This is a genomic window from Actinacidiphila sp. bgisy145 (assembly GCF_057708125.1).
Genome location: NZ_JBYIRL010000027.1, coordinates 82,363 through 107,837, shown reverse-complemented (window position 1 = coordinate 107,837; position 25,475 = coordinate 82,363). Strand labels below are relative to the sequence as shown.

General features: G+C 72.8%; 29 protein-coding genes. 7 read left to right on the top strand and 22 right to left on the bottom strand.

All coding sequences use genetic code 11. From position 1 onward, the window contains the following. Window positions 1-13: 13 nt before the first annotated feature. The 10 genes from AC3ERT_RS23905 to AC3ERT_RS23860 all read right to left on the bottom strand — a co-directional run bounded on the left by AC3ERT_RS23905 (window position 14) and on the right by AC3ERT_RS23860 (window position 11,052). Window positions 14-910, bottom strand: a complete 897-nt coding sequence (locus AC3ERT_RS23905) for an SDR family NAD(P)-dependent oxidoreductase (protein ID WP_435176701.1) — start codon at window positions 908-910, stop codon at window positions 14-16. Beyond that, window positions 907-1,644 carry a GntR family transcriptional regulator gene (locus tag AC3ERT_RS23900; protein ID WP_335980275.1) on the bottom strand — a complete coding sequence of 246 codons (738 nt, stop codon included), beginning with the start codon at window positions 1,642-1,644 and terminating at the stop codon, window positions 907-909. The genes AC3ERT_RS23905 and AC3ERT_RS23900 overlap by 4 nt, the downstream gene beginning before the upstream one ends. Before the next feature lie 16 nt (window positions 1,645-1,660). After that, window positions 1,661-2,839, bottom strand: a complete 1,179-nt coding sequence (locus AC3ERT_RS23895; protein ID WP_335980277.1) for an ABC transporter substrate-binding protein — start codon at window positions 2,837-2,839, stop codon at window positions 1,661-1,663. A 202-nt stretch (window positions 2,840-3,041) separates the two neighbouring features. Further along, complete coding sequence (locus AC3ERT_RS23890; protein ID WP_335980278.1) at window positions 3,042-3,956, bottom strand: substrate-binding domain-containing protein; 915 nt, start codon at window positions 3,954-3,956, stop codon at window positions 3,042-3,044. After that, window positions 3,953-4,840: a fumarylacetoacetate hydrolase family protein gene (locus AC3ERT_RS23885; RefSeq protein ID WP_435176699.1), complete on the bottom strand. Its 888-nt coding sequence runs from the start codon at window positions 4,838-4,840 to the stop codon at window positions 3,953-3,955. The genes AC3ERT_RS23890 and AC3ERT_RS23885 overlap by 4 nt, the downstream gene beginning before the upstream one ends. A 21-nt stretch (window positions 4,841-4,861) precedes the next feature. Then, on the bottom strand, window positions 4,862-5,884 hold the full coding sequence (locus tag AC3ERT_RS23880) for an NAD(P)-dependent oxidoreductase (RefSeq protein ID WP_435134416.1): 1,023 nt from the start codon (window positions 5,882-5,884) through the stop codon (window positions 4,862-4,864). Continuing rightward, a complete protein-coding gene (locus tag AC3ERT_RS23875; protein ID WP_435176697.1) occupies window positions 5,881-6,963 on the bottom strand; it encodes a Gfo/Idh/MocA family protein in 1,083 nt (360 codons plus the stop codon). Before AC3ERT_RS23875 ends, AC3ERT_RS23880 begins: the two co-directional genes overlap by 4 nt. Window positions 6,964-6,965: 2 nt before the next feature. Next, window positions 6,966-8,141 carry a M24 family metallopeptidase gene (locus AC3ERT_RS23870; protein WP_435134411.1) on the bottom strand — a complete coding sequence of 392 codons (1,176 nt, stop codon included), beginning with the start codon at window positions 8,139-8,141 and terminating at the stop codon, window positions 6,966-6,968. A gap of 17 nt (window positions 8,142-8,158) precedes the next feature. Next, entirely contained in the window at window positions 8,159-9,346 is a 1,188-nt protein-coding gene (locus AC3ERT_RS23865; RefSeq protein ID WP_435176695.1) for an ABC transporter ATP-binding protein, read from the bottom strand. A 14-nt stretch (window positions 9,347-9,360) separates the two neighbouring features. Then, entirely contained in the window at window positions 9,361-11,052 is a 1,692-nt protein-coding gene (locus tag AC3ERT_RS23860) for an ABC transporter permease (RefSeq protein ID WP_335980296.1), read from the bottom strand. 301 nt (window positions 11,053-11,353) lie between these two features. Between AC3ERT_RS23860 and AC3ERT_RS23855 the strand changes: the two genes are divergently transcribed. Next, complete coding sequence (locus tag AC3ERT_RS23855) at window positions 11,354-12,331, top strand: substrate-binding domain-containing protein (RefSeq protein ID WP_435176693.1); 978 nt, start codon at window positions 11,354-11,356, stop codon at window positions 12,329-12,331. Between the two features lie 106 nt (window positions 12,332-12,437). Further along, window positions 12,438-13,292, top strand: coding sequence for an amidohydrolase family protein (locus tag AC3ERT_RS23850; protein ID WP_435176691.1), 855 nt, complete (start codon window positions 12,438-12,440; stop codon window positions 13,290-13,292). On the opposite strand, the gene AC3ERT_RS23845 is transcribed toward AC3ERT_RS23850, so the two are convergent. Beyond that, on the bottom strand, window positions 13,274-13,681 hold the full coding sequence (locus AC3ERT_RS23845; RefSeq protein WP_435134396.1) for a winged helix-turn-helix transcriptional regulator: 408 nt from the start codon (window positions 13,679-13,681) through the stop codon (window positions 13,274-13,276). The genes AC3ERT_RS23850 and AC3ERT_RS23845 overlap by 19 nt on opposite strands. 122 nt (window positions 13,682-13,803) lie before the next feature. On the opposite strand from AC3ERT_RS23845, the gene AC3ERT_RS23840 reads away from it, so the two are divergent. Both AC3ERT_RS23840 and AC3ERT_RS23835 read left to right on the top strand, forming a co-directional pair. Then, window positions 13,804-14,787 carry a zinc-dependent alcohol dehydrogenase family protein gene (locus tag AC3ERT_RS23840; RefSeq protein WP_435176689.1) on the top strand — a complete coding sequence of 328 codons (984 nt, stop codon included), beginning with the start codon at window positions 13,804-13,806 and terminating at the stop codon, window positions 14,785-14,787. A 64-nt stretch (window positions 14,788-14,851) separates the two neighbouring features. Beyond that, window positions 14,852-15,682 (top strand): YwqG family protein, encoded by an 831-nt coding sequence (locus AC3ERT_RS23835; RefSeq protein WP_435134391.1) that lies wholly within the window; start codon window positions 14,852-14,854, stop codon window positions 15,680-15,682. 67 nt (window positions 15,683-15,749) lie between these two features. Here AC3ERT_RS23835 and AC3ERT_RS23830 read toward each other — a convergent pair whose 3' ends face one another. Further along, window positions 15,750-16,643: a LysR family transcriptional regulator gene (locus tag AC3ERT_RS23830; protein ID WP_435134389.1), complete on the bottom strand. Its 894-nt coding sequence runs from the start codon at window positions 16,641-16,643 to the stop codon at window positions 15,750-15,752. A gap of 101 nt (window positions 16,644-16,744) precedes the next feature. Here AC3ERT_RS23830 and AC3ERT_RS23825 point away from each other — a divergent pair, with 101 nt between their 5' ends. Further along, window positions 16,745-17,833 carry an alcohol dehydrogenase catalytic domain-containing protein gene (locus tag AC3ERT_RS23825; protein ID WP_435176687.1) on the top strand — a complete coding sequence of 363 codons (1,089 nt, stop codon included), beginning with the start codon at window positions 16,745-16,747 and terminating at the stop codon, window positions 17,831-17,833. 38 nt (window positions 17,834-17,871) lie between these two features. Here AC3ERT_RS23825 and AC3ERT_RS23820 read toward each other — a convergent pair whose 3' ends face one another. The 10 genes from AC3ERT_RS23820 to AC3ERT_RS23775 form a co-directional block, all read right to left on the bottom strand. Continuing rightward, window positions 17,872-18,156 carry a gas vesicle protein K gene (locus AC3ERT_RS23820; RefSeq protein WP_335980310.1) on the bottom strand — a complete coding sequence of 95 codons (285 nt, stop codon included), beginning with the start codon at window positions 18,154-18,156 and terminating at the stop codon, window positions 17,872-17,874. Further along, window positions 18,153-18,383, bottom strand: a complete 231-nt coding sequence (locus tag AC3ERT_RS23815; protein ID WP_335980312.1) for a gas vesicle protein — start codon at window positions 18,381-18,383, stop codon at window positions 18,153-18,155. The genes AC3ERT_RS23820 and AC3ERT_RS23815 overlap by 4 nt, the downstream gene beginning before the upstream one ends. After that, a complete protein-coding gene (locus tag AC3ERT_RS23810; RefSeq protein WP_435176685.1) occupies window positions 18,380-19,246 on the bottom strand; it encodes a GvpL/GvpF family gas vesicle protein in 867 nt (288 codons plus the stop codon). Before AC3ERT_RS23810 ends, AC3ERT_RS23815 begins: the two co-directional genes overlap by 4 nt. Next, window positions 19,243-19,602, bottom strand: a complete 360-nt coding sequence (locus AC3ERT_RS23805) for a gas vesicle protein (RefSeq protein WP_335980316.1) — start codon at window positions 19,600-19,602, stop codon at window positions 19,243-19,245. Before AC3ERT_RS23805 ends, AC3ERT_RS23810 begins: the two co-directional genes overlap by 4 nt. After that, the gene (locus tag AC3ERT_RS23800; protein WP_435176682.1) at window positions 19,599-20,630 is read right to left on the bottom strand and encodes an SRPBCC family protein; all 1,032 of its coding nucleotides are present in this window, start codon (window positions 20,628-20,630) and stop codon (window positions 19,599-19,601) included. The genes AC3ERT_RS23805 and AC3ERT_RS23800 overlap by 4 nt, the downstream gene beginning before the upstream one ends. Window positions 20,631-20,636: 6 nt before the next feature. Continuing rightward, entirely contained in the window at window positions 20,637-21,323 is a 687-nt protein-coding gene (locus tag AC3ERT_RS23795) for a hypothetical protein (RefSeq protein ID WP_435176680.1), read from the bottom strand. Then, window positions 21,320-21,589, bottom strand: a complete 270-nt coding sequence (locus AC3ERT_RS23790; protein ID WP_435176678.1) for a gas vesicle protein GvpG — start codon at window positions 21,587-21,589, stop codon at window positions 21,320-21,322. Before AC3ERT_RS23790 ends, AC3ERT_RS23795 begins: the two co-directional genes overlap by 4 nt. 1 nt (window position 21,590) lies before the next feature. After that, the gene (locus AC3ERT_RS23785) at window positions 21,591-22,322 is read right to left on the bottom strand and encodes a GvpL/GvpF family gas vesicle protein (RefSeq protein WP_435176676.1); all 732 of its coding nucleotides are present in this window, start codon (window positions 22,320-22,322) and stop codon (window positions 21,591-21,593) included. A gap of 2 nt (window positions 22,323-22,324) precedes the next feature. Further along, window positions 22,325-22,816 (bottom strand): gas vesicle protein GvpJ, encoded by a 492-nt coding sequence (gvpJ, locus tag AC3ERT_RS23780; protein WP_435134369.1) that lies wholly within the window; start codon window positions 22,814-22,816, stop codon window positions 22,325-22,327. Window positions 22,817-22,889: 73 nt separating this feature from the next. Beyond that, the gene (locus tag AC3ERT_RS23775; protein ID WP_435176674.1) at window positions 22,890-23,213 is read right to left on the bottom strand and encodes a gas vesicle protein GvpO; all 324 of its coding nucleotides are present in this window, start codon (window positions 23,211-23,213) and stop codon (window positions 22,890-22,892) included. Window positions 23,214-23,499: 286 nt separating this feature from the next. Between AC3ERT_RS23775 and AC3ERT_RS23770 the strand changes: the two genes are divergently transcribed. Then, window positions 23,500-24,420 carry a LysR family transcriptional regulator gene (locus tag AC3ERT_RS23770; protein WP_435176672.1) on the top strand — a complete coding sequence of 307 codons (921 nt, stop codon included), beginning with the start codon at window positions 23,500-23,502 and terminating at the stop codon, window positions 24,418-24,420. Window positions 24,421-24,620: 200 nt separating this feature from the next. Beyond that, entirely contained in the window at window positions 24,621-25,454 is an 834-nt protein-coding gene (locus AC3ERT_RS23765) for an inositol monophosphatase family protein (protein ID WP_435176670.1), read from the top strand. Window positions 25,455-25,475: the final 21 nt, after the last annotated feature.

Sequence of the window (25,475 nt, the reverse complement as noted above, 5' to 3'; positions counted from 1 at the left end):
CGCGGTGGCGTACTCACTGGTGCACCCTGAGGAACTCCTCGTCCAGCCGCAGGTAGGCCACGGGGCGGGGAAGGGCGCCGACCGGGTCCTGTTCGCGGCCCAACTCGGCGTCGAACGCGGCGGCGATGCGCTCGACGGTCCACCCGCGCGGGTCGGCCAGCAGCCGCCCGCCGCGCGGGTGGTGGACCAGCCCCAGGGCCAGACCGTCGGGCGTGCCGATCAGGCGGACGACCTGGCCCTGGACACCGCGGGCGGCGTCGCTGAGCAGGAAGGTCACCAGCGGCGCCATGTCGTCCGGGTCCGGCTCCTCCGGCCGGGAGACCCAGCCCGCCCGCCGGGTCCCCGTGCCCCGCGCCTGAGGTGCGATTGCGTTGACCCGGACCCCGGGCGGCGCGTCCAGCGCCCAGGAGTAGGTCAGTGACGCGACGGCGCCCTTCGTCGCCGCATAGGTGGCGCTCTGCTCGACGCCGGTCTGGGCCCGCGAGGACACGTTGACCACCGAACCGCTGCCTTGCCGCTGGAACACGCGCAGCGCTGCGGCCCCGCAGTAGAGCGTGCCCAGCAGGTTCACCTCGACCGCCCGGCGGGTGGTCTCGGGGTCCTCCTCCCAGCTCAGCCCCTCCGGGCGCACCCCGGCGTTGTTGACCAGCCCGTCGATGCGGCCGAAGCGCCGCAGGCACGTCTCCACCAGGGCATCGGCGGTGCGCGGATCGCCGACCGACCCCGCGCACCACGCGACGGCGTCGCCCGCGTCGAGTTCCCCGGCGACGGCGCGCACGTACTCCGCGTCGAGGTCGTTGAGGACCACCCGCGCCCCGCCGGCCAGCAGGTGCCGGGCGTAGCTGAGTCCGAGCCCGCGGCCCGACCCGGTCACGACGACGGCCCTGCCCTCGACGCCGTGGCCGGTCACGACCCCTCCCTCGCGCCGCCCGCCTCGGTCGAACCGAGCATGAGCGCCCGGCGCGTGGCGGCGAGGTGGAACCGCATCGCCGCCTCCGTGGCCGCTGAGTCGCCGGTCCACAGTGCCGCGAGGATCGCCTTGTGCTCGCGCAGCGACTCGGTCCGCGGGTGGGGCGTCTTCGGGTCGCGGTACTGGCTCATCACCAGCGGGTAGGGCGTCGAGCGGATGAACCGGATCAGTGTCGGCTGCCGGGACGCGTTGATCACCAAGCCGTGGAACTCGCGGTTCGCCGACGAGTAGGCCGGCGAGTCGTGCTCCACGGCGGCGGGGACCATTTTCTCCAGGAGGGCTTCGAGCCGTTCGCACTCCTCGGGCGTGATCCTCGCGGCGGCCAGCCCCGCGGCGGCGGACTCGAGGATCTCGCGGGTGTGCAGGATCTCGATCGCCTCCACCGGTGAGAACTGCCGCACCCGGGCACCCCGGTTGCGTTCGAGCGAGATGTAGTTCTCCTGCTCGAGCGCCACGAACACCGAGCGCAGAGTGGGCCGGGAGATGCCGAGGGTGGCGGCGAGCTCGGTCTCCGGCAGCCGCTGGTTGGGCTGGTACTCGCCCCGGCGGATCGCCAGGGCGAGTTCCCGGCGTGCCCGCAGCAGCCTCCCGGACTCCGAGCGGTCCTCTCCGGCTTCCGAGGTCAACGTGAACCCCTCCTCAATCAGGTCGTCGTACCGGCGTGCGGTAGTCATGGAATCAGGCGGCCCGCTACCGGGAGAAGATGCTCTTCCAGCTGTTCCTGGCGTCGTCCAGCTGGCTCGTGCTGATCTTGTCCGTGTTGACCGGAAGGATCTTCATCGACGCGATGGACGGCTGGTACTGCAGGTCGGCCGCCGGGGCGGTCACCCCCTGGTAGAAGGAGGCTATCCCCTCCTTGTCGACGTAGATCTGCTCGCCCGCCCTGCTCAGCAGGAAGTCGTCGAAGAGCTTCGCGATGGCCTGGTCGGGCGCGCCCGAAGGGATCGCGTAGCTCTGCCCGTTCAGGACCGTGCCTTCGCTCGGGTAGTAGACCTTGAGCGGGACCTTCGTCTGGGCCGCGATCTGCGAGGCCCGGAAACCGCTGGTGACGGTCGCGTCGACCTGCTTCTCGGCGACCTTCTGCGCCTCCTGCGCGGAGCTGCCCGAGGAGGTGGTGGGGCTGTTGGCCGCCCAACTGGCGAACGTGGACTGCGGCAGCACCTGCTTCAGGCCGTAGTACCAGTACAACGACCCTTCGTTCGCACTGACGTTGGCGACGTCCCACTTGCCCTTGAGGGCGGGGTCGGACAGCTGCTTCCAGCTCGTGATCGGGGTCTTGTAGAGCGCCGGGTTCACGATCACGCCGAAGGAGTAGGCCACCGGCGCGATCCAGTACCCGGGTTGCTGGCTGACGTACTTCGACGCGTACGTGTAGTGCGACGACTCCGGCGACCGGTACTCCAGCAGCGCTCCGGCCTGCTTCAGGGTGGAGAACAGCCGGGGCGAGGCGACACCGAAGAAGTCGGTCTTGAAGTTCTGGGCGGTGACCTCCTGCTGGATGCGGGTCGACAGGTCGCCCGAGGTCAGCCGCTCGAACGTCGGCTTGAAGGTGAGGCCGTACTGCTTCTGGAACTCGCTGATCATCGCGGACGCGGTGGCCGGGGCGACCACCGAGTCGACCCAGGTGAACGACTTCTCGCTCCTGGCCTGGGCGATCAGGGTGGCCACCCGGGTCCGCTCGGCCCCGCTGAGGCCGGTGAGGATCGGGGCCTTGACGGTGGAGATGTCCACCGAGGCGCCGCCACCCCCCGCGCCGCCGCTGCTGTTGGAACTGCACGCCGCCAGTGCGGCCAGCGCTGTGGCGCAACCTGCCGCGACCAGGGCGCGGACACGGAAGCGACGTCTGGGTGCTACCACTGTTGCGTTCATACCAAGGGCTCCTTCGGCCATGTCATGACGTGGCGGGCGACTGTCGTGTGGGGGGTTCGCAGGTCCACCCGGGTTCCGGCGCCTTGCAGCAGGACGCCGATGTCCTTGCCGGTCCCGGGCACGTACCTCGGTCCGGGTGCTTCTCCTCGTGGTGCTCGGGGGTGAACCGGCCGCGGGCGGCGGCCGGTTCACCACGCGGTGCTCAGCCGGCGCGGCGGGCGGGGGCGGCGAGCCGTCCGAAGTCGACGCCGGTCAGTTCCTCGGTCCTGGCCCGCACTTCGGCGGCGCTGATCGGCCGGGAGATGATGCCCTGCTCGTAGGCGTAGCGGCCGGCCAGGTCCAGCGACGGCTGGAGCGCGTCGAACCCGTGCGGATGGAAGTCCGGCGAGGAGCTGACCGCCGGTGGGTGCGGCACGCTCGCGGCGAGCACCTGGCACATCTCGGTGAGCAACCCGGCGCCTGTCCGAGCGAAGTCGTCGCTCGCCACGACCACGTGGTTGACCGGGATCGCGCCGGACCTGCCGTACCACGCGGCGGCGGCGCGGGCCGGGTCGGGCAGCAGCGTCCTGGCCCGCGGGTCGTCGGGCAGTTCGTTGCCGAGGATCGCCGCGTCCACCGCGCCGGCGAGGAAGTCGACCGGCAGGGTGTTGCCGCTGGTGGAGCGGGTGGCGTAGGGCGGGTCGGCGAACCCGTCCACGTGCCCGCCCTCGTAGACGACCCACTCGACGTCGCCGACGTCCACGCCGTGGTCGTCGCGCAGGAAGCCGCGCACCCACACCCCGGTGGTCTGGGTCCAGGCCCGCACGCCGATCCGTTTGCCGGCCAGCGAGTCGACCGCGATGCTGCCGGGTTCCCGGGCGGTGACCAGGCAGTGGTGCTGGAAGCGCCCGAGCAGGGTGACCGGCAGCAGCGTCACCGGCCGGCCGTTGTCCAGTGCCTGCAGGAAGGTGACCAGGGCGAGTTCGGCCACGTCGTACGCCCCCTGGACCACGCCGGGGAACGCACGGTGCACCGGCGCGATGTCGGCGAACTCGAAGGTGTCGGTGGTCGACGCCCACCGGTGCGCCCGCAGGGCGGCGAGCGCGGACTTCGAGCCGAAGACGGCGGAGACGGTCACTTCGCCGCCCCGGCCGGCGCGGAGTCGGTGACGACCTTGAGCCCGCTGACGTCCCACTCGCGCCCGCTCGGGTCGACGACGTCGACGGTCAGCTCACCGATGCCCTGGATCGTCATGCTGACGTGGTCGCCGTCCTGGATCGGGCCCATGCCGATGTGGTACGTCCCGGTGGCGATCACGTCGCCGGGCACCAGTCCGCTGACGGACGAGGCCACCTCGATCAGCCGGTCGATCCGGTTGGCCATCTGGCCGGTGGAGTAGCGCTGCCGCAACTTGCCGTTGACCGACAGCTCGACGGTGAGGTCGTGCGGGTCGGCGAACTCGTCGGCGGTCACCAGCACCGGGCCCATCGGGCCGAAGCCGCGCGGCGACTTCTTCATGTAGTAGGTGGTGCCGAGGTCGCGCGCGGACAGGTCGAGGAAGCCGGTGTAGCCGAAGACGTGCGGCATGGCGTCGGCTGCCGGGATGTCGGTGCCGCCCACGCCGATGACGGCGGCGAGCTCGGGCTCGTGGTGGAAGACGCGCGCGGCGGCCGGCGGCAGGCTGACGGTGCTGCCGGTCGGCACGATCGACAGCACCGACTTCAGGAAGAAGTCGGCCTCGACGGCCTGCCGGTCGTCGGTGTAGTTCTTCACCGCGCACAGCAGCTGCGTGGGTGCGGGCACCGGCGCCTCCAGAGCGACCTGCGGCAGCGGCGTGCCGTGGGAGGCGGCGTGCGCGGCGGCCGTCTCCAGCCCGGGCTTGGCCGCCTCGTAGCCCTCGATGAGGGCCACGAGGCGCTGCTGCGGGGTGGCCGCGGCCGGCACCACGTCGGTGGGGACCGGGGCCACCCGGCCGTCGCGCACCACGCCGAGGGTGCCCTTGTCGTAGAAGCAGAAGATCATGAGTAGTTCGTTCCTTCCGGGTCAGTCAGTGGTGACGGCGAGCCGGGTGTCCCAGACCTCGGGGTTCACCAGGCCCACCGGGGCCGTGCCGGCGACGCAGGCCAGGACGCGTTCGGCGATCTCCCGGGCCCGGGTCTCGTCCGACTGGGCCGTGACACCGCCGATGTGCGGGGTGAGCACGACGTTGTCCAGCTCGCGCAGCGGCGAGTCCGCGGGCAGCGGCTCCTGCGCGAACACGTCGAGTGCGGCGCCCCGCAGGCGGCCCTCGCGCAGCGCGGCGACCAGCGCGGGCTCGTCGACCACCTCACCGCGCGAGGGGTTGACCAGCAGGGCGGACGGCCGCAGCTTCGCCAGGAAGGCGGCGTCCACCAGCCCGGTGGTCTGCGGCGTCAGCGGTACGTGCAGCAGCACGATGTCGGCCCGCGCGGCCAGTTCGTCCAGGTCGCCGACCACCTCGACACCGGCCTGGCGGGCCCGCTCGGCCGAGACGAACGGGTCGTACCCGATGACGGACTGCGGACGCAGCACGGCCAGCTTCTCGGCGGTCTTGAGCCCGATGTGGCCCAGGCCGACGATCGCCACCGTGCTGCTGGTCAGGTCGGAGCCGATCTGCTGGTCGGCCCGGGAGTAGCGGTCGCGCACCAGGCCCCAGTCGGTGCCGCCGTGCAGGTCGCGGTCAGCCGCCACGATCCGGCGGGTCAGCGCCAGGACGGCGCCGAGCGCGAACTCGGCGACCGCGTCGGCCGCGGCGCCGGTGTTGGCGACGACCGGGATTCCGCGGCGGGTCGCCGCCTCGACGTCGATCCAGTCGAAGCCCGCGGTGGGCGCGGCGATCAGCCGCACGTGCGGTGCTCCGTCCAGGACGGAGTCGTCGATCGTGACGCCCTTGGTGGCCACGACGATTCGCGCGTCGGCGAGGTGCCGGCGCACCGTCTCCGGCTGCTGGTCCGGGCAGTAGACGACGGGACCGAGCCCGGCGAGCATCCGCTCGGTGGTGGCGAGGTAGCCCAGTTTCTTGGTGATGACGGTGTTCACAACGGTCACGACGTTCCTCGTGTCAGGCGGGCCGGCGGATCGACGGCCTGCGGATCGACGGCCTGCGGAGCTGATGGTTCGGACAGGGCCCGGTCGACGGTCTCGGCGACGCGCAGCGCCGACAGGCCGTCGTCGCCGGACGCGCCGAACGGACCCGCGTCGGCGGCGCCGGCCGTGGCGGCGGTGAACGCCTCGAACTGGGCCGCGTAGACGTCGTGCGGGGGGAAGACGGTGTCCGAGCTGCCCCGCGCCGACCGGAGCGACAGGGTGCCGCCGCCGGTGTTCCCGATCGAGTCCGACACCGTCAGCCGCCCGGCCTCGCCGACCACGGTCAGCCCGTTGGCCGGGTGGGTGGCGCGTCCCGCGGCGAAGGTGACCAGCACCCCGCCGCGGGTGGTCGCGCTGACCTGGACCACCCGCTGGGGTCCGGCCGGTGTCGGGTCGAGTTCGGCGATCGTCGCCGACAGCCGGACGATACGGTCGCCGGCCAGCCACTGGGCGAGGTCGACGGCGTGCGCCCCCGTCCCCGACATCGCCCCCTTGCTGGCGGTGGTGACCTGGCGTGAACCGGCCAGCCGCACCGGGGAGTCGCCGTGCCCGAGCCGGTGGAGGTAGGTGACGTCCACCCACAGCGGCCGGCCGATCGCGCCCTCGGCCAGCAGCCGCCGCGCCTCGCGGTGGGCGGCGTTGTGCCGCAGGTGGAACCCGGTGCCGAGGACGACGCCGTACCCGGCGCAGGCCGCGATCGCGCGGTGGGCGGCGGCCGGGTCCTGCGCGAGCGGCTTCTCGCACAGGACGTGCTTGCCGGCCGCGGCCGCCAGCGTGACGTGCCGCTCGTGCTGCTCGTTGCGCGAGCAGACGTACACGTGGGTGACACCGGGGTCCCCGAGCAGGTCCTCGACCGCCGAGCCCCGCCGGCCGACCCCGTACCGCTCCGCCAGGTCGGCGGTGCGGACAGGGTCGGTGCCGCACAGGGCGACCGCCGCGGACCCCCGGGCGCGGGCGAGCGCCGGCAGACCGAAGCGGTCCACATGGCGGCCCACGCCCACGACGAGCCAGCCGGCGGCCGGCGTACGGTTGCCGGACAAGGTCAGCCCAGCGTGTACGGGTAGGTCGAGTACAGGTCGATGCCGGTCTCGGTGATGACGATCTCGTCCTCCAGGTGGACGCCGCCGACACCCTCCTCGCCGATGGGCGGGCTGGTGACGGAGAAGGTCATGCCGGGCTTGAGCTCGTAGTCGTCCTGGGCGCGCAGGTGGGGGCCCTCGAAGGCGGAGATGCCGATCCCGTGGCCGAGGGTCCTGCGGCCGAGCTTGGCGCAGATGTCGGCCGGGCTGACGCCGGGGCCGAGCGCGTTGAGCTGCTCGTACTGCAACTCGTGGGCCCGCTTGAGCAGGTCCACCTGTGCCGGGGTGGGCCGGTCGCCGCAGACGAACGCGCGGCAGAAGTCGCCGAAGTAGCCGGAGAAGCAGCCGCCGAAGTCCATGTTGACCAGGTCGCCGTGCTGCACGATCCGGTCGCTGTGGAAACGGCGGTAGGGGTGCGCGCCCGGGCCGGAGTTGACGACCTCCGAGCACTGCGTGGTCTCGGTGCCCAGGTCCCACATGGCGCGGAAGCACTCGCCGACCAGTTCGCACTCGCGCACGCCCGGCTTGAGGATGTCGACCGCGGCCTGCATGCCGGCCTCGGAGATGGCGTAGGCGATCTTCAGGGCCTTGATCTCGTCCGCGGTCTTGATCTGGCGGGCGCCGATCATCAGCTCCTGCCCGTTGACGAAGGTGGCGTTGGGCAGCCGCTTGGTGAGCACGTCGAACATCGACGGGGACCAGATGTCCACCGCGATGCGGGCCTTCTCGATCTTCGAGCCGAAGTAGTGGTACAGGTCGTCGACGAAGGAGTTGACGTCCTGCGTCAGGTCCATCTGGTACGGCGTGTGGAACCGGTCGTCCGGCACCCAGGGGATGTTCTTGGCGGCGTAGTCCGGGTCGATGATCCAGATCGCCGAGTCGCCCTCGGCGGCCAGGACGGCCAGCGGCCCGCCGCCCAGCTGGATGGTCGGCCAGTACAGCCGCTTGATGCCGGTGCTGTACCGGGCGTTCTCGGCGCGCAGTTCGATCAGGAAGTCGACGTCGGCGGCCGCCATGGCCGCGCGGGTCCTGGCCAGCCGCTCGGTGCGCAGCCGCTCCATGTCGATGCGGGTCTCCCAGTCGGTCTGCATGGGGCCGAAGGTGCTCGCGGATCGCACGATCGTGCTGTCGAGGGTCATGAAGGGGTCTCCAGACTTCAGTGGTTGAGGGATATGGACCTGTCCACCGGACAGGACACGCGGACACGGGAGCCGACGGACGCGGCAGCGCGTCCCAGGCCGATGGCCCGCAGGGTCGTGATCCCGGTGTCGATGTCGTACTCGGTGACCGAGCTGCCGACGCGGACCGCGGTGACGGTGCCGGGCAGCGCGTTCTCCCGGCCCGGGTCCGACGGGTCGTCCGCGCGCTCGATCGCGATGTCGCCGGGGCGCCACACGATCGAGACCTTCGTGCCGACCTCGGCCTCGCCGACGATGCGGGCGGTCAGCCGGGTCGTGCCGTCGGGCAGGGCGATGTCCACCCCGCCGACGCGTTCGGTGCCGTTCGGGCCGGTTCGGGTGTGCTCGGCGGCCAGGACACCCTCGAGGATGTTGATCTGGCCGAGCAGACCGGCGACGAACAGGGACTGGGGCGCGGCGAGCAGTTCGGCCGGCGTCCCGTTCTGGACGATCCTGCCGTCGCGCATCACCACGATGCGGTCGGAAAGGGTCATCGCCTCGTCCTGGTCGTGGGTGACGTAGACGGCGGTGATGGACAGTTCCCGCTGCAGGCGGCCGATGTCGCGGCGGACCGCGTCCCGGCGCGCCGCGTCGAGGTTGCTGAGCGGTTCGTCCAGCAGCAGCAGGCCGGGCCGGTAGACCAGGGAGCGGGCCAGGGCCACACGCTGCTGCTGGCCGCCGCTGAGCTGGCTGGGCCGGCGCCCGCCCATGCCCTCGAGGCCGACCAGGTCGAGCATCTCCTCGACCCGGGGGCGGATGGCGGTGGTGCGCTCGCCGCGGGTGCGCAACGGGAAGGCGACGTTCTCGAAGACGGTCATGTGCGGCCACAGCGCGTAGGACTGGAAGACCATGCCGATGTCGCGCTTGGCCGGCCGCAGGTGTATCCGCTCGGCCGTCGAGGTCATCGTCGTGTCGCCGAGCCTGACCCGGCCGGCGTCGGGGACCTCGATGCCGGCCAGGCAGCGCAGCGTGGTCGTCTTGCCGCAGCCCGACGGCCCGAGCAGGGTGATCAGCTGCCCGCGCTCGACGGAGAACGAGGCGTCGCGCACCCCGCCGGAGCCGAAGTCCCGGGTGAGCCCGGTGACCTCCAGGTGTCCGGTGCGCTCCGGCAGCGGGGCCGTGCGGGCCGGCATGGGCGCGGTCCGCCCGTCGGTGGTTGTCTTCATGGTCTTCCTACCCATCAGAGTCCGGCCGCCATGTCGGAGGAGGCGCCGTCGCGGCGCGTGGTGATCGTCCAGAAGACCGCCGCGGCCACCAGCAGGACGGCCGCCTGCAGCAGGGTGAACGCGGCCGTCACGCCGGGGGAGTCGAACGACCGGCTGTTGAGCAGGGCCACCGAGAGCGTCTGGGTCCCGGTCGTCTGGAGCAGCGCCGACATCGGCAGCTCCCGCATGAAGGTGAGGAACACCAGCAGCCACCCGGCCACCAGTCCGGGGCGGACCAGGGGCAGCAGTACGCGGAAGACGTAGCGGGTCAGGGACGCCCCGCTGGTGCGGGCGGCCTCCTCCAGTTCGGTGTGCACCGACAGGAACGCCGCGGACACCGAGCGCTGGGCGAACGGCAGGAACCGCACGATGTAGGCGACGCCGATGATCCACAGCGTGCCGAACAGCGAGGTCTTCAGCAGCAGGGTGAGCAGGCCGACACCCAGCACCAGGCCCGGCACCGCGACGGGGACCGTCAGGCAGACCTCGAACAGCCGGCGCCCGGTGATCCTGGCCCGTTCGATCGCGTAGACCAGTACGACGCTGAGCGCGACGACCACGCAGGCGCACAGCGCGGACAGTTCCAGGCTGTTGAGGAAGGCGGTCTTGACGATCGACCCCTTCCCGAAGAGCGCGTGGAAGTTGTCCAGGGTCAGGTCGTCGAAGTCGATCCTGCCGGTCCAGCGCTTGGAGAACGCGATCAGCGTGAGGATGCCGATCGGCAGCAGCGCGGCGAACAGCAGGTAGAGCAGTTCGGCCGCGAAGGCCCACCACCGGAGCTTCCCCAGCCGCAGCGGTTCGGCCCGCGAGCCCTTGCCGGTGACCGTGACATAGCCGCGGTCCCGCATCGCCCGGCGCTGGAAGTACAGGCACACCGCGGTGATCAGCATCATCACGCAGCCGAGGGCGGCGCCGAAGTTGTAGTTCGGCGGGAACGTCTGGACCGCGTCGTAGATGCGGGTGGACAGCGTCTGGATGCCGTTGCCGTACCCCAGCACGAGCGGCACCGACAGGTCCTCGATCGCCATGACGAACGTCAGGATCGCCGCCGCCGTGATCGCCGGGCCGGCCAGCGGCAGCGTCACGCGGAGCGCCGTCCGCCAGCCGGAGGCGCCGCAGGCGGCTGCCGCGTGCTCAAGCGAGGAGTCCATCTGCCGGAAGGCGGCGCCGGTGAGCAGGATGACGAACGGCACCAGGAACAGGCCGAGCACGACGATGATGCCGAACGTCGAGTAGACGTTGAAGATCGCGCCGTGGCTGATCCCCGCGCTGCGTGCCACCCGGTTGATGAACCCGGTCCTCGGGTCGGCCAGGTAGGTCCAGGCGATCGAGCCGATCAGCGGCGACAGGAAGAACGGGATCAGGTTGAGGATCTCGAACGCCCGCCGCAGCGGCAGGTCGGTCCGGGTGACCAGCCACGACAGTCCGACGCCGATGACGGTGGCCAGCACCATCGACCCGAGGGCGATGACCACACTGTTGCGGGCGGAGCTCAGGATCTCCGACGCCTTGAGTTGCTGGTAGTTCGCACCGGACCACACGTGGCTGGTCAGACCGGTCTGCTTCTCGAGCGAGCGGATGACGACTTCCACCAGCGGTGCCGCGATCAGTACGACCACGGCCAGGGTGAACAGCGTGAGCGCGATGCGCTCCGGAGTGAACCGCACGAGAGCGCGTCGGCTGCGTGGCGGTGCCGCCTCAGGAGTGCGGGATGTGGGTTCCATCACAGAGGCCATGGACGAGATCGTCAGACGGTCTGTTGTTGATTGTCAAGCGTTACGACGAGGTTAACTTGGACGCGGGCTGCTTGAGGGTGGAGCAAAACGCCCCATGTACTGGCAATACGGCCTGTAGGCACGGGATGCCCCACGCGTCCATCGTGTCAAATTGCTTGACGATGCGAGATTCATTGTCTGACAATCCAAATCGCAATGGCTGTGCCAGGTCCGTGACAGGGAGTTGAGAGCCGTGTCCTCGCTGAAGTCGACGTTCACCGTCTATCCGCACACCCGGGCGCTCGCCGAGGGCCGCGTCGAGCTGCCCGGCGGCCCGCTCCAGTTCGTCCCGACGAAGCCGATCATCCGGGCCTACCGCGAGATGGTCCGGGAACTCGCCTACGACATCTGCGAGTTGGCGCCGACCACGTATCTGATGGCGCGTGCGGCGGGGGTACCGGTCATCGCCGTACCGGTCTTCACCAAGCGCCTTTTCCACCACGGCCACATCCGCTGCCACGCCACCTCGGGCATCCGCGTGCCCGGCGACCTCGTCGGCCGCACGGTCGGTGTCCGCGCCTACTCGGTGACCACCGGTGTGTGGGTGCGGGGCCTGCTGTCCGACGATTTCGGCGTCGATCCGGCGTCGGTCCGCTGGGTCACCGACGACGAGGAGCACGTCGCGAGCTACGTCGCCCCGCCGAACGTGTCAGCCGTGGCGCCCGGCGAGAGCCTGGTGGACCTGCTCGACCAGGGCCGGATCGACGCCGCGCTGACCGGCAACGCCGGGGTCGGCCGCAAGGGCGCGCCCAGGGACGGCTGGACGGACGGGAACGCCGCGCCGCAGCCGGCCGCCGAGCCGCCGTACTCGCTGTTCGGCACGCCCGAACCGCTGGAGCGGGACTGGTACCGCCGCACCGGCATCTACCCGATCCACGGCGTGATCGTGCTGCGCGAGGAGCTCGCGCGCGAATACCCCCGGCTCGCCACCGACCTGTACGCGGCCTTCGCCGCCGCGAAGCGGGACGCCGGCGCGGGGCGCGCCGAACTGGTCGCCGGGCTCGCCGCGGGCGCGGCCATACCGGAGGACGAGGACCCGATCCCGTACGGCATCGAGCCGAACGCGCGGTCCCTCGAAGCGCTCATCCGCTACGCCGGCGAGCAGCACCTGCTCGACACGGCGGTGTCGGTCGAGGAGATCTTCGCGCCCGGCGACTATCCGACGGCCTGACGCCCCTTCAGCGCCTGAAGCCTGATGCCCGCTCGCCCGCCCCCCCGCCCCCCGCCAGCTGTCTGCCGTCCGTCGTCCGCTGTCCGAACCGAGACCGGAGATCCGCATGACCCAGCCACCCGAGATCATCGACATCCACCCGCACATCCTGTCCGACGACCCCACCGCCTATCCGCTCGCCCCGGTGGGAGGCAAGGTCTCCGGCTGGGCCGCCGGCCGGCCGGTCACCGCCGAGCAGCTGCTGGCCGCCATGGACGAGGCCGGCATCGCCAAGGCCGCCCTGGTCCAGGCGTCGACCGCCTACGGGTATGACAACCGGTACGTGCTCGACAGCTCCGCGCGCCACCCCGACCGTTTCGTGGCCGTCGGCTGCGTGGACCCGCTCGCGCCCGACGCGGCCGGAACGGTCCGGACCGCCGCGCGCACTCCGCGGTTCGCCGGCATCCGGCTGTTCACCACGGGCAGCACCATGCCCGGCCAGGCAGGCTGGCTGAGCGACGAGAGCACCCATCCGTTCTGGTCGGCGGTGCAGGAGGCGGGGCTGCCGGTCTGCGTGCAGATGCGGATCGCGGGGATACCGCAGCTCGTCGACGTCCTCGAGCGCTTCCCGGGGGTGACGGTGGTGCTGGACCACATGGCCTACCCCGCCATCGCCCCCGGCCGGGAGGAGGCCGCGTTCGGCGAGATCGAGCCGTTGGCGAAGTACCCGCAGGTGTTCCTGAAGCTCACCATGCGCAACACCGTGCCGCTCGAGACCGCCGACGCCGGCCGGTTCCTGGTGCCGCTGCTCGACGCGTTCGGCTCCGACCGCATCGCATGGGGGTCCAACTTCCCTGCGGCCGAGCAGCCGCTGCCCGAGCTCCTCCGCCTGGCGCACGCGGCGCTGTCGGTGCTCCCCGAGGCCGACCGCGCCGCCATCCTCTCCAGTACCGCCCGCCGGCTCTACCCCGCCCTCACCTGACCGGTGCGGCCGTTCGGGGGACGGCCGTCGGTGTGCGGCCGGGCCTGCGCCGCCTCCTGGAAGTCGGCGACGGCCCCGCCGTACTGCTTCGCCCAGTCGTTGAGCACCTCGATGGGTTCGACGAGGGTCCGGCCGAGGTCGGTGAGCCGGTATTCGGCCTGCCGCGCCTCGGTGCGGTGCTCGACCAGGCCGTACTGCTGGAGCCGGCGCAGCGTGTGGGTGAGGACCTTGCGCGAGACACCGCCGATGGCGTCGACGATCTCGCCGTGCCGGCGGGGGCGGCGGCCGAGCGCGTACAGCACGAGCACCGCCCACTTGTCGGAGAGGATCTCGACCGCCAGCCGCGTGGGGCAGTCCGTGAGGAAGACCGGTCCGGCCGCGTTCTGCATACCATCGAAGGTACCAAGAGGTAACGGGCGGCTCCGTAACGTCGTGCACAGAGATCAGCAGCAGCGCTCAGCAGCAGCGATCGGCAGCAGTGATCAGCACAGCGAGATGCGGAGGAGTCACCATGCCACGAGTCGTCGTGTTCGACGCGTTCGGCGGGCCGGAGGTCATGCGGATCGTCGAGGAGCCGGTGCCCGAGCCGGCCGCCGGCGAGGTACGGGTCAGAATCGAGGCGTTCGCGGTCAACCCGCTGGATCTGATGATGCGTGCCGGCGCCTCGCCGGCGCCCGTCCCCCTGCCGCACGCGCGCCTGGGCGTCGAGGGGACCGGCGTCGTGGACGCGCTGGGCCCGGACACCACCGGACTGGCGGTCGGCGACCCGGTCCTGCTCACGGCCGTTCCGGACGCGGTCGTCCGCGGCAGCTACGCCGAGTACACCACCGTCCCGGCCGGCCGGGTCATCCCCCGCCCGGCCGGGCTCGGGACCACGCAGGCGGCGGCGGTCTGGGTCGCGTACTCCACCGCCTACGGCGCACTCGTGGAGCGGGCGAAGATCCGGCCCGGCGACCACCTCCTGATCACCGCCGCGTCCGGCGCCGTCGGCCGGGCGGCGATGCAGATCGCCCGCTACCTCGGCGCGGTGCCCCTGGCCGTCACCCGGCACACCGCACGCACGGACGACCTGCTCGCCGCCGGCGCCGAAGCGGTCATCGCCACCGACCGCGAGGACGTCGCCGAGGCCGTCCGCCGCCACACCGGCGGGGCCGGCGCCGACCTCGTCCTCGACCTGGTGCGGGGCCCGGGCCAGCAGGCCCTCGTGCAGGCGGTCCGCCCGGGCGCGACCCTGGTCGCCGCGGGCTTCCTGGACCCCCGGCCGACCCCCTTCCCGGCGGGCCCCTCGCTCACGTCCTTCAGCTACCGCGGCTTCGACCTCCTCTTCGACCCCGTCGTGGTGCGGCGCATGGCCGCCTTCCTCAGCGCGGGCCTCAGCCACGGCGCGTTCCAGCCCGCCATCGGCGAGGTGTTCGCCCTCGACGACGTCGCCGAGGCCCACCGCCATGTCGAGGAGGGCCGGCACGGCGGGAAGAAGGTCGTCGTCACGGTCTGAACGGCCGCCGCCCCGGGCCCGGGCGCGGGGCGGCGCTGTCCGACCGACTGGCTAAGGTCCTGGTATGGACAAAGAGTTGCTCGACCGGCTGGCCCCGTTCCGCGACGAGGCGGTGGAACAGGGCATACCCCTCGCCGAGGTGGAGCGGTGGACAGCCGCGGCCGCCCGCCCCTGCGCGTCGCTGTCGACGGACGGGGACGGCCCGGTCGTGGGGCACTTCGGCGGCCCGCTCCTGCTGCCGCCCGAACTCCCCGACCCCTACTACCCGTTGATCGCCACCATCGACCTCGCGGCGCTCCCCGCCGACGCGACCGACCTCCAACTCCCCGCCGGCGGCCACCTGCTGCTGTTCGCGCACGCCGACGACCCGTACGGCAGGGGAGGCGGGGGCGAGGCGCTGTACCTGCCGCCCGGCACCGCCGTCGAGGAACGCGAAGTGCGCGACGGGGCCACGGACTTCAGCGACGACGCGAAGACGCAGGAGCAGGTGCTGCGGCTGCTGGAGCAGTACCCGCAGGGCGAGATGCGGCTGAGCCGGGACGTCCTCCTGCCGTCGTACAGCGACCCGGACGTCCCCGACCACTTCTGGACCGCGCTGGTGCGCGACCACCCCCGCGCCGAGCAGATGAGCGAGGTGTGGGACGAGGTGGGGTGGCGCATCCCCGGCGGCGGTCCGCTCCAGCTCGGCGGATACCCCTCGGACGAGTACGGCGGCGAGGGCTTCCACCGCGAGTCGCCCGACGGGCAGAACCCCAGGGACTGGGTGCTGCTCGCCGACTGGCACCCGGGGCTGGAGGGCCGCGAGGGCCTCACCGTGCACTGGCCGATCCGCCTGCCGGACCTCGCCGCAGGCCGCTTCGACCAGGCGGCCGCCACCATCTTCTGGAACCCCTGAGCGCCGGACCACCCCTGAGACCCCGAACGCGGGGAATCCTGCGGCCGTACGGCGGCGGGCGCGCCGGTCAGGCGCCCGCCGTCAGCGCCCGGGTGACGGCCGCGAGCGCGGGCGACCGCCGCCCGGGCAGGCGCGCCACGAGAATCCGCCGGATCTCGGGCGGCGCGCCTTCCACCCGCACCAGGCTCACCTTCGGCGGCAGCACCCCGGACAGCCCCGCGGGCACCGTCGTCACCCCGAAGCCGCCCGCGACCAGCAGCAGCTTGGTCAGCCAGTCACGCGCGCTGTGCACGATCCGCGGCCGTCCGGGCAGACCGGGCCAGACCCCGAGCAGCGGCTCGGACCCGGACGACGGGGTGGCGATCCACGGCGCGCCGACCAGTTCGTCGACGTGCACCGCGTCGCGCCCGGCGAACTCCCCGGTCGACGCCACCGCCACCACCAGCTCGGTGTCCGCGACGGTCTCCACCGACAGGCGCGGCGACTCGCCGTCCACGGGCCGGTGCGGCGGGCGGGAGCTGAGCACCGCGAGGTCGATCGAACCCGCGCGCAGCGCCCGGACCAGGGTGGGCGTGGTGCCCTCGGTGGTCGTCACGGTGACGTGCGGGTCGCTCGCCGCCAGGCGCGCGAGCGAGGGCGGCAGGAGGGCGGCGCCCGCGCTCAGGAACAGCCCGAGCCGCACCCGTTCGGTGCGCGGGGCGGTGCCGGTGAGATCGTGTTCTGCCGCCGCCAGCGTGTCCAGGATCGTACGGGCGTGGCGCAGCAGCGTCAGGCCCGCGGCCGTCAGCCGGACCCCGTCGGGGCGCCGCTCGAACAGGACCGCGCCCGCGCTGCGTTCGAGGGCGGCGGCCTGGCGCGAGACCGCCGACTGGGTGTAGCCGAGCCGGTCGGCGGCCGCGGTGAAGCTGCCGGACTCGGCGATCTGCCGCAGGACCCGCAGGCCGGTGCTGGAGATGTCCATGCGGCCTACGCATACCACGGATGCCGGATCGTCGCTTCCCGCAGGGCGGCCGGACTCCTACGGTCGATCACGACAGCCCGGAACGATCACGGAGGCCCCACGTGTACGCAGCAGTTCTCACCCGGTTCGGCAGCCCGCTGGCGGTGCGGGAAGAACCCGACCCGGTGGCCGGCGGCGGCGAGGTGCTGGTCGAGGTGCTCGCCACCTGCGTGGCGCCGTACGCGGCCGAGGTCTTCAGCGGTGCGCGGAAGTACCCGCTGGTCCCGCCCGTCGTGCCCGGCATCGGCGGCATCGGGCGGGTCGTCCGGGTCGGCCCGGACGCCACCCGCCTGCGGCCCGGCGACCTCGTGTGGTGCGACTGCACGGTCCGCTCGCGGGACGACGCCCTCACCCCCGACATCACCCTCCAGGGCTGGAGCTCCCGCGGCGAGGGCGGCGCCCGGCTGGCCCGACACCTGCACGACGGGTCGTTCGCCCAGCTCATGCGGGTCCCCACGGAGAACGTCTACCCGCTGCCCGCCGCGGCTGCCGACGACCCGGCGCGCTGGTCCGCGGTCGGCTGCCACGTCATCCCCTACGGCGGGCTGCTGGCCGGCCGGCTCGCGGCCGGCGAGACGCTGCTCGTCAGCGGCGCCACCGGCAACCTCGGCAGCAGCGCCGTCGCCCTCGCCCTGGCCATGGGGGCGGGGTGCGTGGTCGCCCCGGGCCGCAACCAGGCCGCGCTCGACCTCCTCGCCGACCGCTTCGGGACCCGGGTGCGGCCCGTCCCGCTGACCGGCGACAGCGCCGTCGACTCCGCCGCGATGGCCGCCGCGGCGCACGGCCCGATCGACATGGTGCTGGACCTGCTCCCGCCGAGCGCGCCCAGCTCGGTGGCGCGCACCGCCGCCATGACCGTGCGCGAGTACGGCCGCGTGGTCCTCATGGGCGGCGTCGGCATGCTCGGCGGCGACGACTTCGCCCTGCCGTACCCCTGGATCATGCGCAACTCGGTCACCGTGCGCGGCCAGTGGATGTACCCGCGTGAGGCGAACACCGGCATCATCCGCCTGATCGCCTCGGGCGCCCTCGACCTCGCCCCCGAGCAGGTCCGCTGCTTCGGCCTCGACGCGGTCAACGAAGCGGTCGCCCACGCCGCCGCCCACCCCGGCCCCTTCGACCGCACCGTCCTGACCCCGCCGACCCGCTGACCAGGGCCCGGCGGCGGCCCCGGCCAGGGCCCCGGCGGTCAGCGCCAGCTGTCCGCGAGGAGGGGGCCCAAGGGGCCGAGGTCGAGGTTGAGGTCGTCGCGGCTGAGTCCGTGGTGCGCGCAGAGCTCGGTCATCGCCTCGTCGAGCCGCATGAGGGCGAGGCCGAGCCGCTCCTCCTGGTCCGCGGTGAGGTCCTCCTGGTCCAGGCGGCGCACGGCCTGGCGTTCCAGGAGCTGGCGGACCAGCTCGACCAGGGTGAGGACGAGGGAGACGAGGTCCCGGGCGGCGTTGTCCGGGTCGAGGCGCACCGTCGGGGCGGTCACAGGGGCCCTCCGTCGCTCCAGGGGGCGGGCACCCGCTCGCTGACGGACGCGAGCAGGGCGTGCAGGGAGAGCCGGATCAGCGGCACCTCGGCGATGGCGATGACGAGGTCGCCGCTGATGACGACGCCGGTCGCCAGGACGCGGTCGAGCAGGTCGACGAGCGGGACGCCCAGCGGCGCGCCGCTGTCGGGCCCCACCCAGCTGACGGTGTCGGTCGCGGCGGTCACGGGTGGACCCCGCCGGTGAAGGAGTAGGGCACCCACGGGCCGGTGACGTCGATGTGCACCTCGAGACCGGTGAAGGAGCCCCGGAGGGCGTGCACCGCCGCGGCCAGCTCCGCGGACCGGGCGTTGTCGACGAGGAAGGCGGCGTTGAGCACTTGGTGCCGGTCCCGCCCGGTGACCTCGGGGCCGTGCGGACGGCGGCGCACCGCGGCCACGGCCAGGGCGGCCGCGGTGTCGTGGACCCGCTGGGCCACGTGCAGCGCCGCGTCCTGCCAGGACTGGCGGTCGCGCTCGCGGCCCCGCACCCGGGACAGGTAGGCCGCGCCCGCCCCGGGAGCGGCCGCCCTCGCGGTGCCCGCGGTCCGGGAAGCGGCCGGGGCCGGGGCGGTGCCGGCCGACCGGCCGAGGTGGACCTTGACGGACCACTCGGCGCGCCCCGCCAACCGGTCCAGCGTGCCGAGGAACAACTGCCGCTGGTGGTCGAGGGCTTCGGCGGCCCGCCGGTCGTCGGTGAAGAGGGTCGCCAGCGGCAGCGGAACGACCGGGCCGTCCGCGGCGGCGGCCACGACCACGTCGTGGTGGCCGCGGGCGCAGCGCTCCAAGGCGACCGGGTCCGACAGCCGCCGGCGCAGGGCCTCCTGCGTGAAGTCCGCCGCCGGGACGCTCTGCACGACCGCCCGCAGGGAGCCGGCCAGCGGCAGCAGGCGCAACGGCCCGCCGCCCGTGTGCCCGCTCCGGCCCGCCAGACTGCCGGGATCGCCGCCGCGCCGGACGGCGAAGACGCAGGTCGCCGTCATCCCGTCGGCCGGCCCGGCCGGCGTGCTCGGCCCGACCGGCGCGGGACCGCGGTCGGTGGGGGCCGTCATGTCCGCGCCCTGGACGGTGCGCTGCGGGCGGGGACGTCCTCCCGGTCCTCCAACTCGGCCACCCGGGAGCGCAGTTCCTCGTTCTCCTGCGCGAGGGCGCGCTCGGCGGCGCGGGAGGACAGGGCCGGATCGGTCTCCCACCAGTCGATGCCGGCCTTCTTGGCCGTCTCGACCGACGAGATGAACAACCGGAGCCGGATGGTGAGGAGTTCGATGTCCAGGAGATCGATCTTGATGTCGCCGGCGATCACGATGCCCTTGTCCAGGATGCGTTCGAGGATGTCGGCGAGGTTGGACGTCGAGGGGGAGTGGCGGTAGGGGTCGTCGGCGGTGGGGAAGTCGAGCGGTGCCGTCACCGCCGGCTCCGGCCGCGCCGCCGAGGACGCTCGTCCTCGTCCTCGTCCTCGTCCTCATCCTGGTCCTCGGCTTCCTCTTCCTCGTCCTCCTCCTCGTCCCAGTCCTCGTCCTCGTCTTCGCCCTGGTCCGCTTCGTCCTCGTCGAACTCCTCCTCGTCCTCGGCGCCCTCCGCGCCCTCGTTGTCCTCGCCGTCCTCGTCGTCCTCCAGGCCCTCCTCGTGGGAGCGCACGACCTCGCCGTCGCGGATCTCGCCGCGCCAGCCCTCGATCTCGTCGTCGGCGTGCAGCGTGACGTGGCGGCTGAAGTGCTTGAGGTCGAGGCGGAGCCGCCGGCCCTGGGCGCGCCAGAGGTTGCCGGTCTTCTCGAAGAACCCGGCGGGGGTGTACTCCACCACCACGAGGATGCGCGTCAGGGTGGGGCCGAGGTCGTGGAAGCTGACGGCGCCCGCCGTGGTGCCCTTGGGCCCCTCGGACGTCCACACGATCCGCTCGTCCGGGATCTGCTCCTGGATCGTTGCCTTCCAGTTCCGTTTGGACGGGCCGACCTTGACGTTCCACTCGGTCGTGACGTCGTCCTCCTGCGAGACGCCTTGGACGCCCTTGGTGAAGCCGCTGAAGTCCTCGAACTGCGTCCAGTGGTCGTACGCCGTGCGCAGGGGGACGCCGACGTCCAGCGTCTCGACGATGTTCACCGCCTTGACGTTGTCCCCCTTGCCCCCGCCACCGCCGCCACCGCCGCCGCCCCCGACGGCGTTCTTGACCGTGCCCATGACCTTCTCCTTGGCGTCCTTGGCTTTCTGTCCGGCCATCGCCTTGAACGGTGACTCGCCCTGGAGGACGCGGCTGCCCACGCCGAGCATGCCGCCCTCGCCCTCGCCGATGTCGGACAGCCGGTCGGTCAGGTCGGACACCTTGCCGCCGGCCTTGTCGATCCACCCCTGCGTCATTCCGCTGAGGAAGTGACCGAACTCCTCGCGCAGTTCCTCCAGCCCGGTGGGGCGGTCGGACTTCTCGTTCTGCCTGGCCATCGCCGTCTACCTCCCGCGCCGGTTGGTCGTGGAATCCGCCCGGCCCGTGGTCTTCCGCCGGGCCGTCTCGCCCTGGCGGGACGCGGACTTGGCGGCCGCGCTCTTGTGCGCGGCCTTCTTCGCCGCGGGCTTCCTGGCCGCCGCCTTCTTGGCTGCCGTCTTCTTGGCGGCCGCGGCCTTCTTCGGCGGAGCCGCGTGCTTCGCCGCTTTCCTGCCCGCCGGCCCGTCGTGCCGGTGGGGCGCGTGCCGGGGGGACTCGGGCTCCTCCGCGTCGTCGGCGCCTTCCGCGCCGCCGCGGTCGTCGTCTTCCGGGCCCTGCTCGTCCTCCTCCGCACCGTCCTCCCGGTCTTCGGCTTCTCCGGCTTCTCCGGGTTCCTCCTGCGGGCGGCGGGCGCCCCGCTCGCGGAGCGCTCCGGCGAGGGAGGAGAAGCCCCGGTCGGCGGACGAGGACGCGGCCTTGCTCGCGGCCATGTACAGCTCGTCCTTGATCTGCGCGCGCAGCTCGTCCAGTTGGGGATGCTCCCGCAGCCGGCGCAGGCCCTCCGCGGCGAGCCCCGCCGGGGAGAGGGGGAACCGGCGCCCGGCGAGGAAGGTGCCGATGACGATGGCCGTCTTCGCCTTGCGGGTACGGCCGAGGAGGTAGCCGCCGGCCACCGCCGCGGCGATCGCGGTCTTGCACGAACTGTCCGTCACCGAACGTCTCCTGACTGGTGGGCGGCGCGCTGCCGCCGGAGTGTGCCGTGTTCGAGCTGGTCCAGCAGCCGTTCTTCCTCCGCCGCGAACCGCTCGGGGTCGATCTCGCCGTCGTCCAGGGCCCGGTGGAGCTCGGCGAGCCGGGCACGGAGCACCGCCGGGTCGTCGATCTCGTTCTCCGCCGTCTCCAGCAGCACGTCGGCGAGCCAGCCCACACCGCGGACCGGCGCGAGCGGCAGGAGCAGCAGACCGGTGAAGAGGCACATGTCAGGTCCCCGCGAGGGCCGGTACGTCGGAGAAGCTGTAGCACGGCAGCGGACCGGTCAGCCGCAGCCCGGCGCCGAAGACGTTCCGGGCGGCGAGCGTGTCCACCGCGGCGCGGCAGTCGTCCGTGCGGTCGGCGGCGACGAGGAAGGACGCGTTCAGCACGCAGCCGGGAACGTCCGGGCCGGGAGCCGTCTCCTCGGCGAGCGCCGCCAGCGCGGCAGCCGCCTGCCGCCCCACCTCCTCCGCGCGCCGGCGCAGGCCCGCGGCGACGGCCTCGCCGAGCCGCACGCTCGTGTCGTAGCCGGGCCGCCGCCGTACCTCCTCCCGCAGCCGCCGCACCTGCGGGTCGGTGCGGGTGAGGTCCGCGAGGCCGGCCTCGACCGGGGAGACCTTGAGGTTCAGCTCGACGCGGCCGGAGATCCGGGCCAGCGCGGCCCGGTAGCCGTCGGCGCCGGTCCGCAGCTGAGCGAGCAGGGCGTCCTCGTCGTCGGCCACCACGCCGAACCGGGCCGGGAGCACCGGGCCGCTGCCGGACAGCGACAGCAGGACGTTCTGGTGCGCGTGCAGGTCCCGGCGGTAGGCGCGCAGCCGCTGCGGGGCGGCGCTGACCACGGCGGCCAGCGGGCCCGCGACCAGCGTGCGCAGCCGGGCCGGCGGATCACCGATGCCATGCACCTGGCGGGGCAGGACGACGTCCGCCGCGGTCACCCCGTAGACGTAAGTGCTCCCCACGGTCAGTCCTCCTCGTCGTGACGCCGGGACCGGCTGCCGGAACGAGAGCTGGAACGGCTCCCGGAGGAACTGCCGGAGCGGCGGGCCGAGCTCTTGCGCCGCGGCCGCTCCTGCTCCTCCTCGTCGCCCTCGTCCTCGTCGTCCCCGTCGCCTCCGACGCCGATGGCGTCCTTGACCTTGTCGCCCACCGACCGGGCGGCCCGCTTGGCGCCGGTCTTGCCTATGGCGGCGGAGGCCCCGCCGAACAGCTCCGGGACGGTGCGGCTGGTGGAGTCGTTCTCCAGGTCCAGGCGGTTGCACGCCTCGGCGAAGCGCAGGTACGTGTCCACGCTGGCCACGACGATGCGCGCGTCGATCTTGAGGATCTCGATGCCGACCAGGGACACCCGGACGAACACGTCGATGACCATGCCCCGGTCGAGGATGAGGTCCAGAACGTCGTAGAGCGTGCCCGCACGCGGGGGGCACACGACTCCATCGGTGATGACGGTCACGGCGGTACCAATCTTTCGGGTGGGCCCCGGGGGACAGGGCGGCTGGAGCGGCGACGGCTCAGTGGTCGGCGGGTCACTCGTCGACGGCGCCGCGCCGGTAGCGGTGGACGCGGCGGTAGCTGCGCAGTGCGCCGTCCTCGGCCAGCTCGACCTCGTACGTCGCCAGCAGGCTCGTGGTGTCCGGGATACGGGCGACCTCGACCACGTCCACGCCGACGCGCCAGCCGCCCTCCTCCAGCGGCGCGACCGCGGAGCAGCCCTCGGTCGGACGCCGGATCAGCTCGCCGAGGAGGTGGGCGGCCCGCTCGGCCGCGTCGTGCGCGTCCTTCGGATGCCCGCTGCGGGAGCCGGACCGGTGGGACGGCACACGGGACTGTCGGGCACGTGTCTCTGCCATGACCTCACCCTGCGGGCGCCCGGACACGTGTGCACGCGGAGCAGGACCATCCGGAGCGCCGCGGCGGCCAAGTGACCGCTGCCGCAGGGCCGTCGGCGTCCGCGGCACCGCCGCTGCGGCATCAGGGTGCCCGCTACCGCCAACACGGTGGCCGACCGGTGCTCCGCCGGGACCCGGCACGTTCCGCCACCTGTCCGGCCCGGCACTCGTCATCCGGTTCCGCGCGTGATCACCAGGAATACCGCCTAACAGCAAGTGCATGCTCTTCATTCATATAGTTACTGCCATGCAACTGGACTTGAATCTGCTCACCGCCCTGGACGCGCTGCTGGAAGAGGGCAGCGTGGCCGGAGCCGCGGACCGGCTCCATGTCACCGCGCCGGCGATGAGCCGCTCGCTGGGCCGCATCCGCAAAGCCACCGGCGACCAGATCCTGGTCCGCACCGGACGCCACATGACGCCCACCCCCCGCGCACTGGCCATGCGCACCGAGGTCCACGTCCTGGTGCAGCAGGCCCACCAGTTGCTGTCCTCCCGTACGGACCTCGACCTGGCGGACCTGGAGCGGGTGTTCACCGTTCGCCTGCACGACGCCCTCACCACCGCCTGCGGGACTGCCCTGGTCGCCGCGGTGCACCGCCAGGCCCCGAAGGTGAAGATGCGCCTCACGGTCGAGCCCGGCCACGACACCCCAGAGCTGCGTCGCGGAGAGGTCGATGTGGCCTCCAGCGCCGGACCCCCGCCCCAGCCCGACATCCGTCACCGCCTCATCGGCCAGGACCGGATCATCCTCGCGGTCCGGGCGGGCCATCCGCTCACCGACGGGCCGGTGACGGTCGAGAGGTACGCCGCGGCCGATCACGTGACCGTCTCCCGGCGGGGGAGCCTGCGCAACCGGGTGGACGACGCCGTCGCCGCCCTCGGCCACGAGCGCCGTGTCATCGTCTCCGCCCCCGCGACGGACACCGCCCTGCAACTCGCCCGTGACGCCGACGTCGTGGTCACCCTCCCCGACGCGGTCACCCGCTCCGCCCGCGACCAACTGGGCCTGACCACACTGCCGTTGCCCTTCGACCTGCCACCCGTGCCGCTCTATCTGCTCTGGCACCAGCGCTACGACGACGACCCCGCCCACACCTGGCTGCTCGACCTGGCGACCCAGACCCTCCAGGGCCTGTTCACCGCTCCGGACGCTGCTGACCAGTAGCGTCCCGTCGGGGCATCTCGACGGGCTTCGCGGGCGCTGCGGGAGGGGAGCAGATCCAATTGCGCGGGAGTCATCTCAGTAGTGCGTGACATGCACTTGAGGTTAATGATCGGCCGCTCTACTTTCGAAGGGCAGGCGCGAACGGAACGCGGTTTCGCCCGGTCTGCTCGACCACCCCCTCCTCCGATGGGAGCACCACCATGTCCGAATCGATCCGCACCGCCGAAATCGCCGCGCCCGCCGACTCCGCGTCCGACACCGACCTGCTCGCGCGGACCGCCGACGCCGTACGCGCGGCGGGTTCGGTGCTGCGGGAGCGCTTCGGGGACGTGGCCGCTCCTCGGACCCGTGAAGAGCTGATGGGTGTGCTCGCCGCCAACGACGACGCGGCCCTCGCCGTCCTGCGCCCCCGCCTGACGCGCCTGCGCCCGGACGCCGGCTGGGTGGAGAACGAACTGGACGGCGGGGCGCTGCCGTCCGGCGAGTGGTGGGTCGTGGACCCGGCCGAGGGCAACGTCAACCACCTGCACGCCCTGCCCGAATGGGCGGTTACCGCCACTCTCGTGCGCGACAACCGGCCGGTGCTCACCGCGGTCCACCAGCCGCTGACCGGCCGGACCTACACCGCGCTCGCCGGCGCCGGCGCCCACCTCGACGGCCGGCCCCTGCACGTGTCCCCGACCGCGGACCTCGGCTTGAGCCTGGTCGCCACCAGCCAGGCCCGGCCGGACGAGGACGAGAAGGTCGTGCGGCGCATCGGCTCCTCGATCACCGCGATGCTCCTCGACGCGCTCGTCGTCCGCGTCGCCGTCCCCGCGACCCTGCACCTGCTGGACGTGGCCGCCGGCCGGCTCGACGCCTTCTGGCAGTTCGCCGGCGCCCGCGCGGACCTGCTCCCCGGAGCCCTGCTCGTCACCGAGGCCGGCGGACGGATCACCGACGCCGAGGGCCGCCCCTGGACCCCGCAGAGCGCGAGCTTCCTGGCCGCCGCGCCCGGCGTCCACGCCCGGGCCGTCACCACGCTCTCCCGCTGACCACCCACCACGACCCGCACC

Excerpts from the sequence above, each read along its gene's own strand:
- AC3ERT_RS23900 (WP_335980275.1), bottom strand. The coding sequence starts at position 1,644 with ATGACTACCGCACGCCGGTACGACGACCTGATTGAGGAGGGGTTCACG.
- AC3ERT_RS23895 (WP_335980277.1), bottom strand. The coding sequence starts at position 2,839 with ATGAACGCAACAGTGGTAGCACCCAGACGTCGCTTCCGTGTCCGCGCC.
- AC3ERT_RS23885 (WP_435176699.1), bottom strand. The coding sequence starts at position 4,840 with ATGATCTTCTGCTTCTACGACAAGGGCACCCTCGGCGTGGTGCGCGAC.
- AC3ERT_RS23870 (WP_435134411.1), bottom strand. The coding sequence starts at position 8,141 with ATGACCCTCGACAGCACGATCGTGCGATCCGCGAGCACCTTCGGCCCC.
- AC3ERT_RS23865 (WP_435176695.1), bottom strand. The coding sequence starts at position 9,346 with ATGAAGACAACCACCGACGGGCGGACCGCGCCCATGCCGGCCCGCACG.
- AC3ERT_RS23850 (WP_435176691.1), top strand. The coding sequence starts at position 12,438 with ATGACCCAGCCACCCGAGATCATCGACATCCACCCGCACATCCTGTCC.
- AC3ERT_RS23845 (WP_435134396.1), bottom strand. The coding sequence starts at position 13,681 with ATGCAGAACGCGGCCGGACCGGTCTTCCTCACGGACTGCCCCACGCGG.
- AC3ERT_RS23840 (WP_435176689.1), top strand. The coding sequence starts at position 13,804 with ATGCCACGAGTCGTCGTGTTCGACGCGTTCGGCGGGCCGGAGGTCATG.
- AC3ERT_RS23835 (WP_435134391.1), top strand. The coding sequence starts at position 14,852 with ATGGACAAAGAGTTGCTCGACCGGCTGGCCCCGTTCCGCGACGAGGCG.
- AC3ERT_RS23830 (WP_435134389.1), bottom strand. The coding sequence starts at position 16,643 with ATGGACATCTCCAGCACCGGCCTGCGGGTCCTGCGGCAGATCGCCGAG.
- AC3ERT_RS23810 (WP_435176685.1), bottom strand. The coding sequence starts at position 19,246 with ATGACGGCCCCCACCGACCGCGGTCCCGCGCCGGTCGGGCCGAGCACG.
- AC3ERT_RS23800 (WP_435176682.1), bottom strand. The coding sequence starts at position 20,630 with ATGGCCAGGCAGAACGAGAAGTCCGACCGCCCCACCGGGCTGGAGGAA.
- AC3ERT_RS23790 (WP_435176678.1), bottom strand. The coding sequence starts at position 21,589 with ATGTGCCTCTTCACCGGTCTGCTGCTCCTGCCGCTCGCGCCGGTCCGC.
- AC3ERT_RS23775 (WP_435176674.1), bottom strand. The coding sequence starts at position 23,213 with ATGGCAGAGACACGTGCCCGACAGTCCCGTGTGCCGTCCCACCGGTCC.
- AC3ERT_RS23770 (WP_435176672.1), top strand. The coding sequence starts at position 23,500 with ATGCAACTGGACTTGAATCTGCTCACCGCCCTGGACGCGCTGCTGGAA.
- AC3ERT_RS23765 (WP_435176670.1), top strand. The coding sequence starts at position 24,621 with ATGTCCGAATCGATCCGCACCGCCGAAATCGCCGCGCCCGCCGACTCC.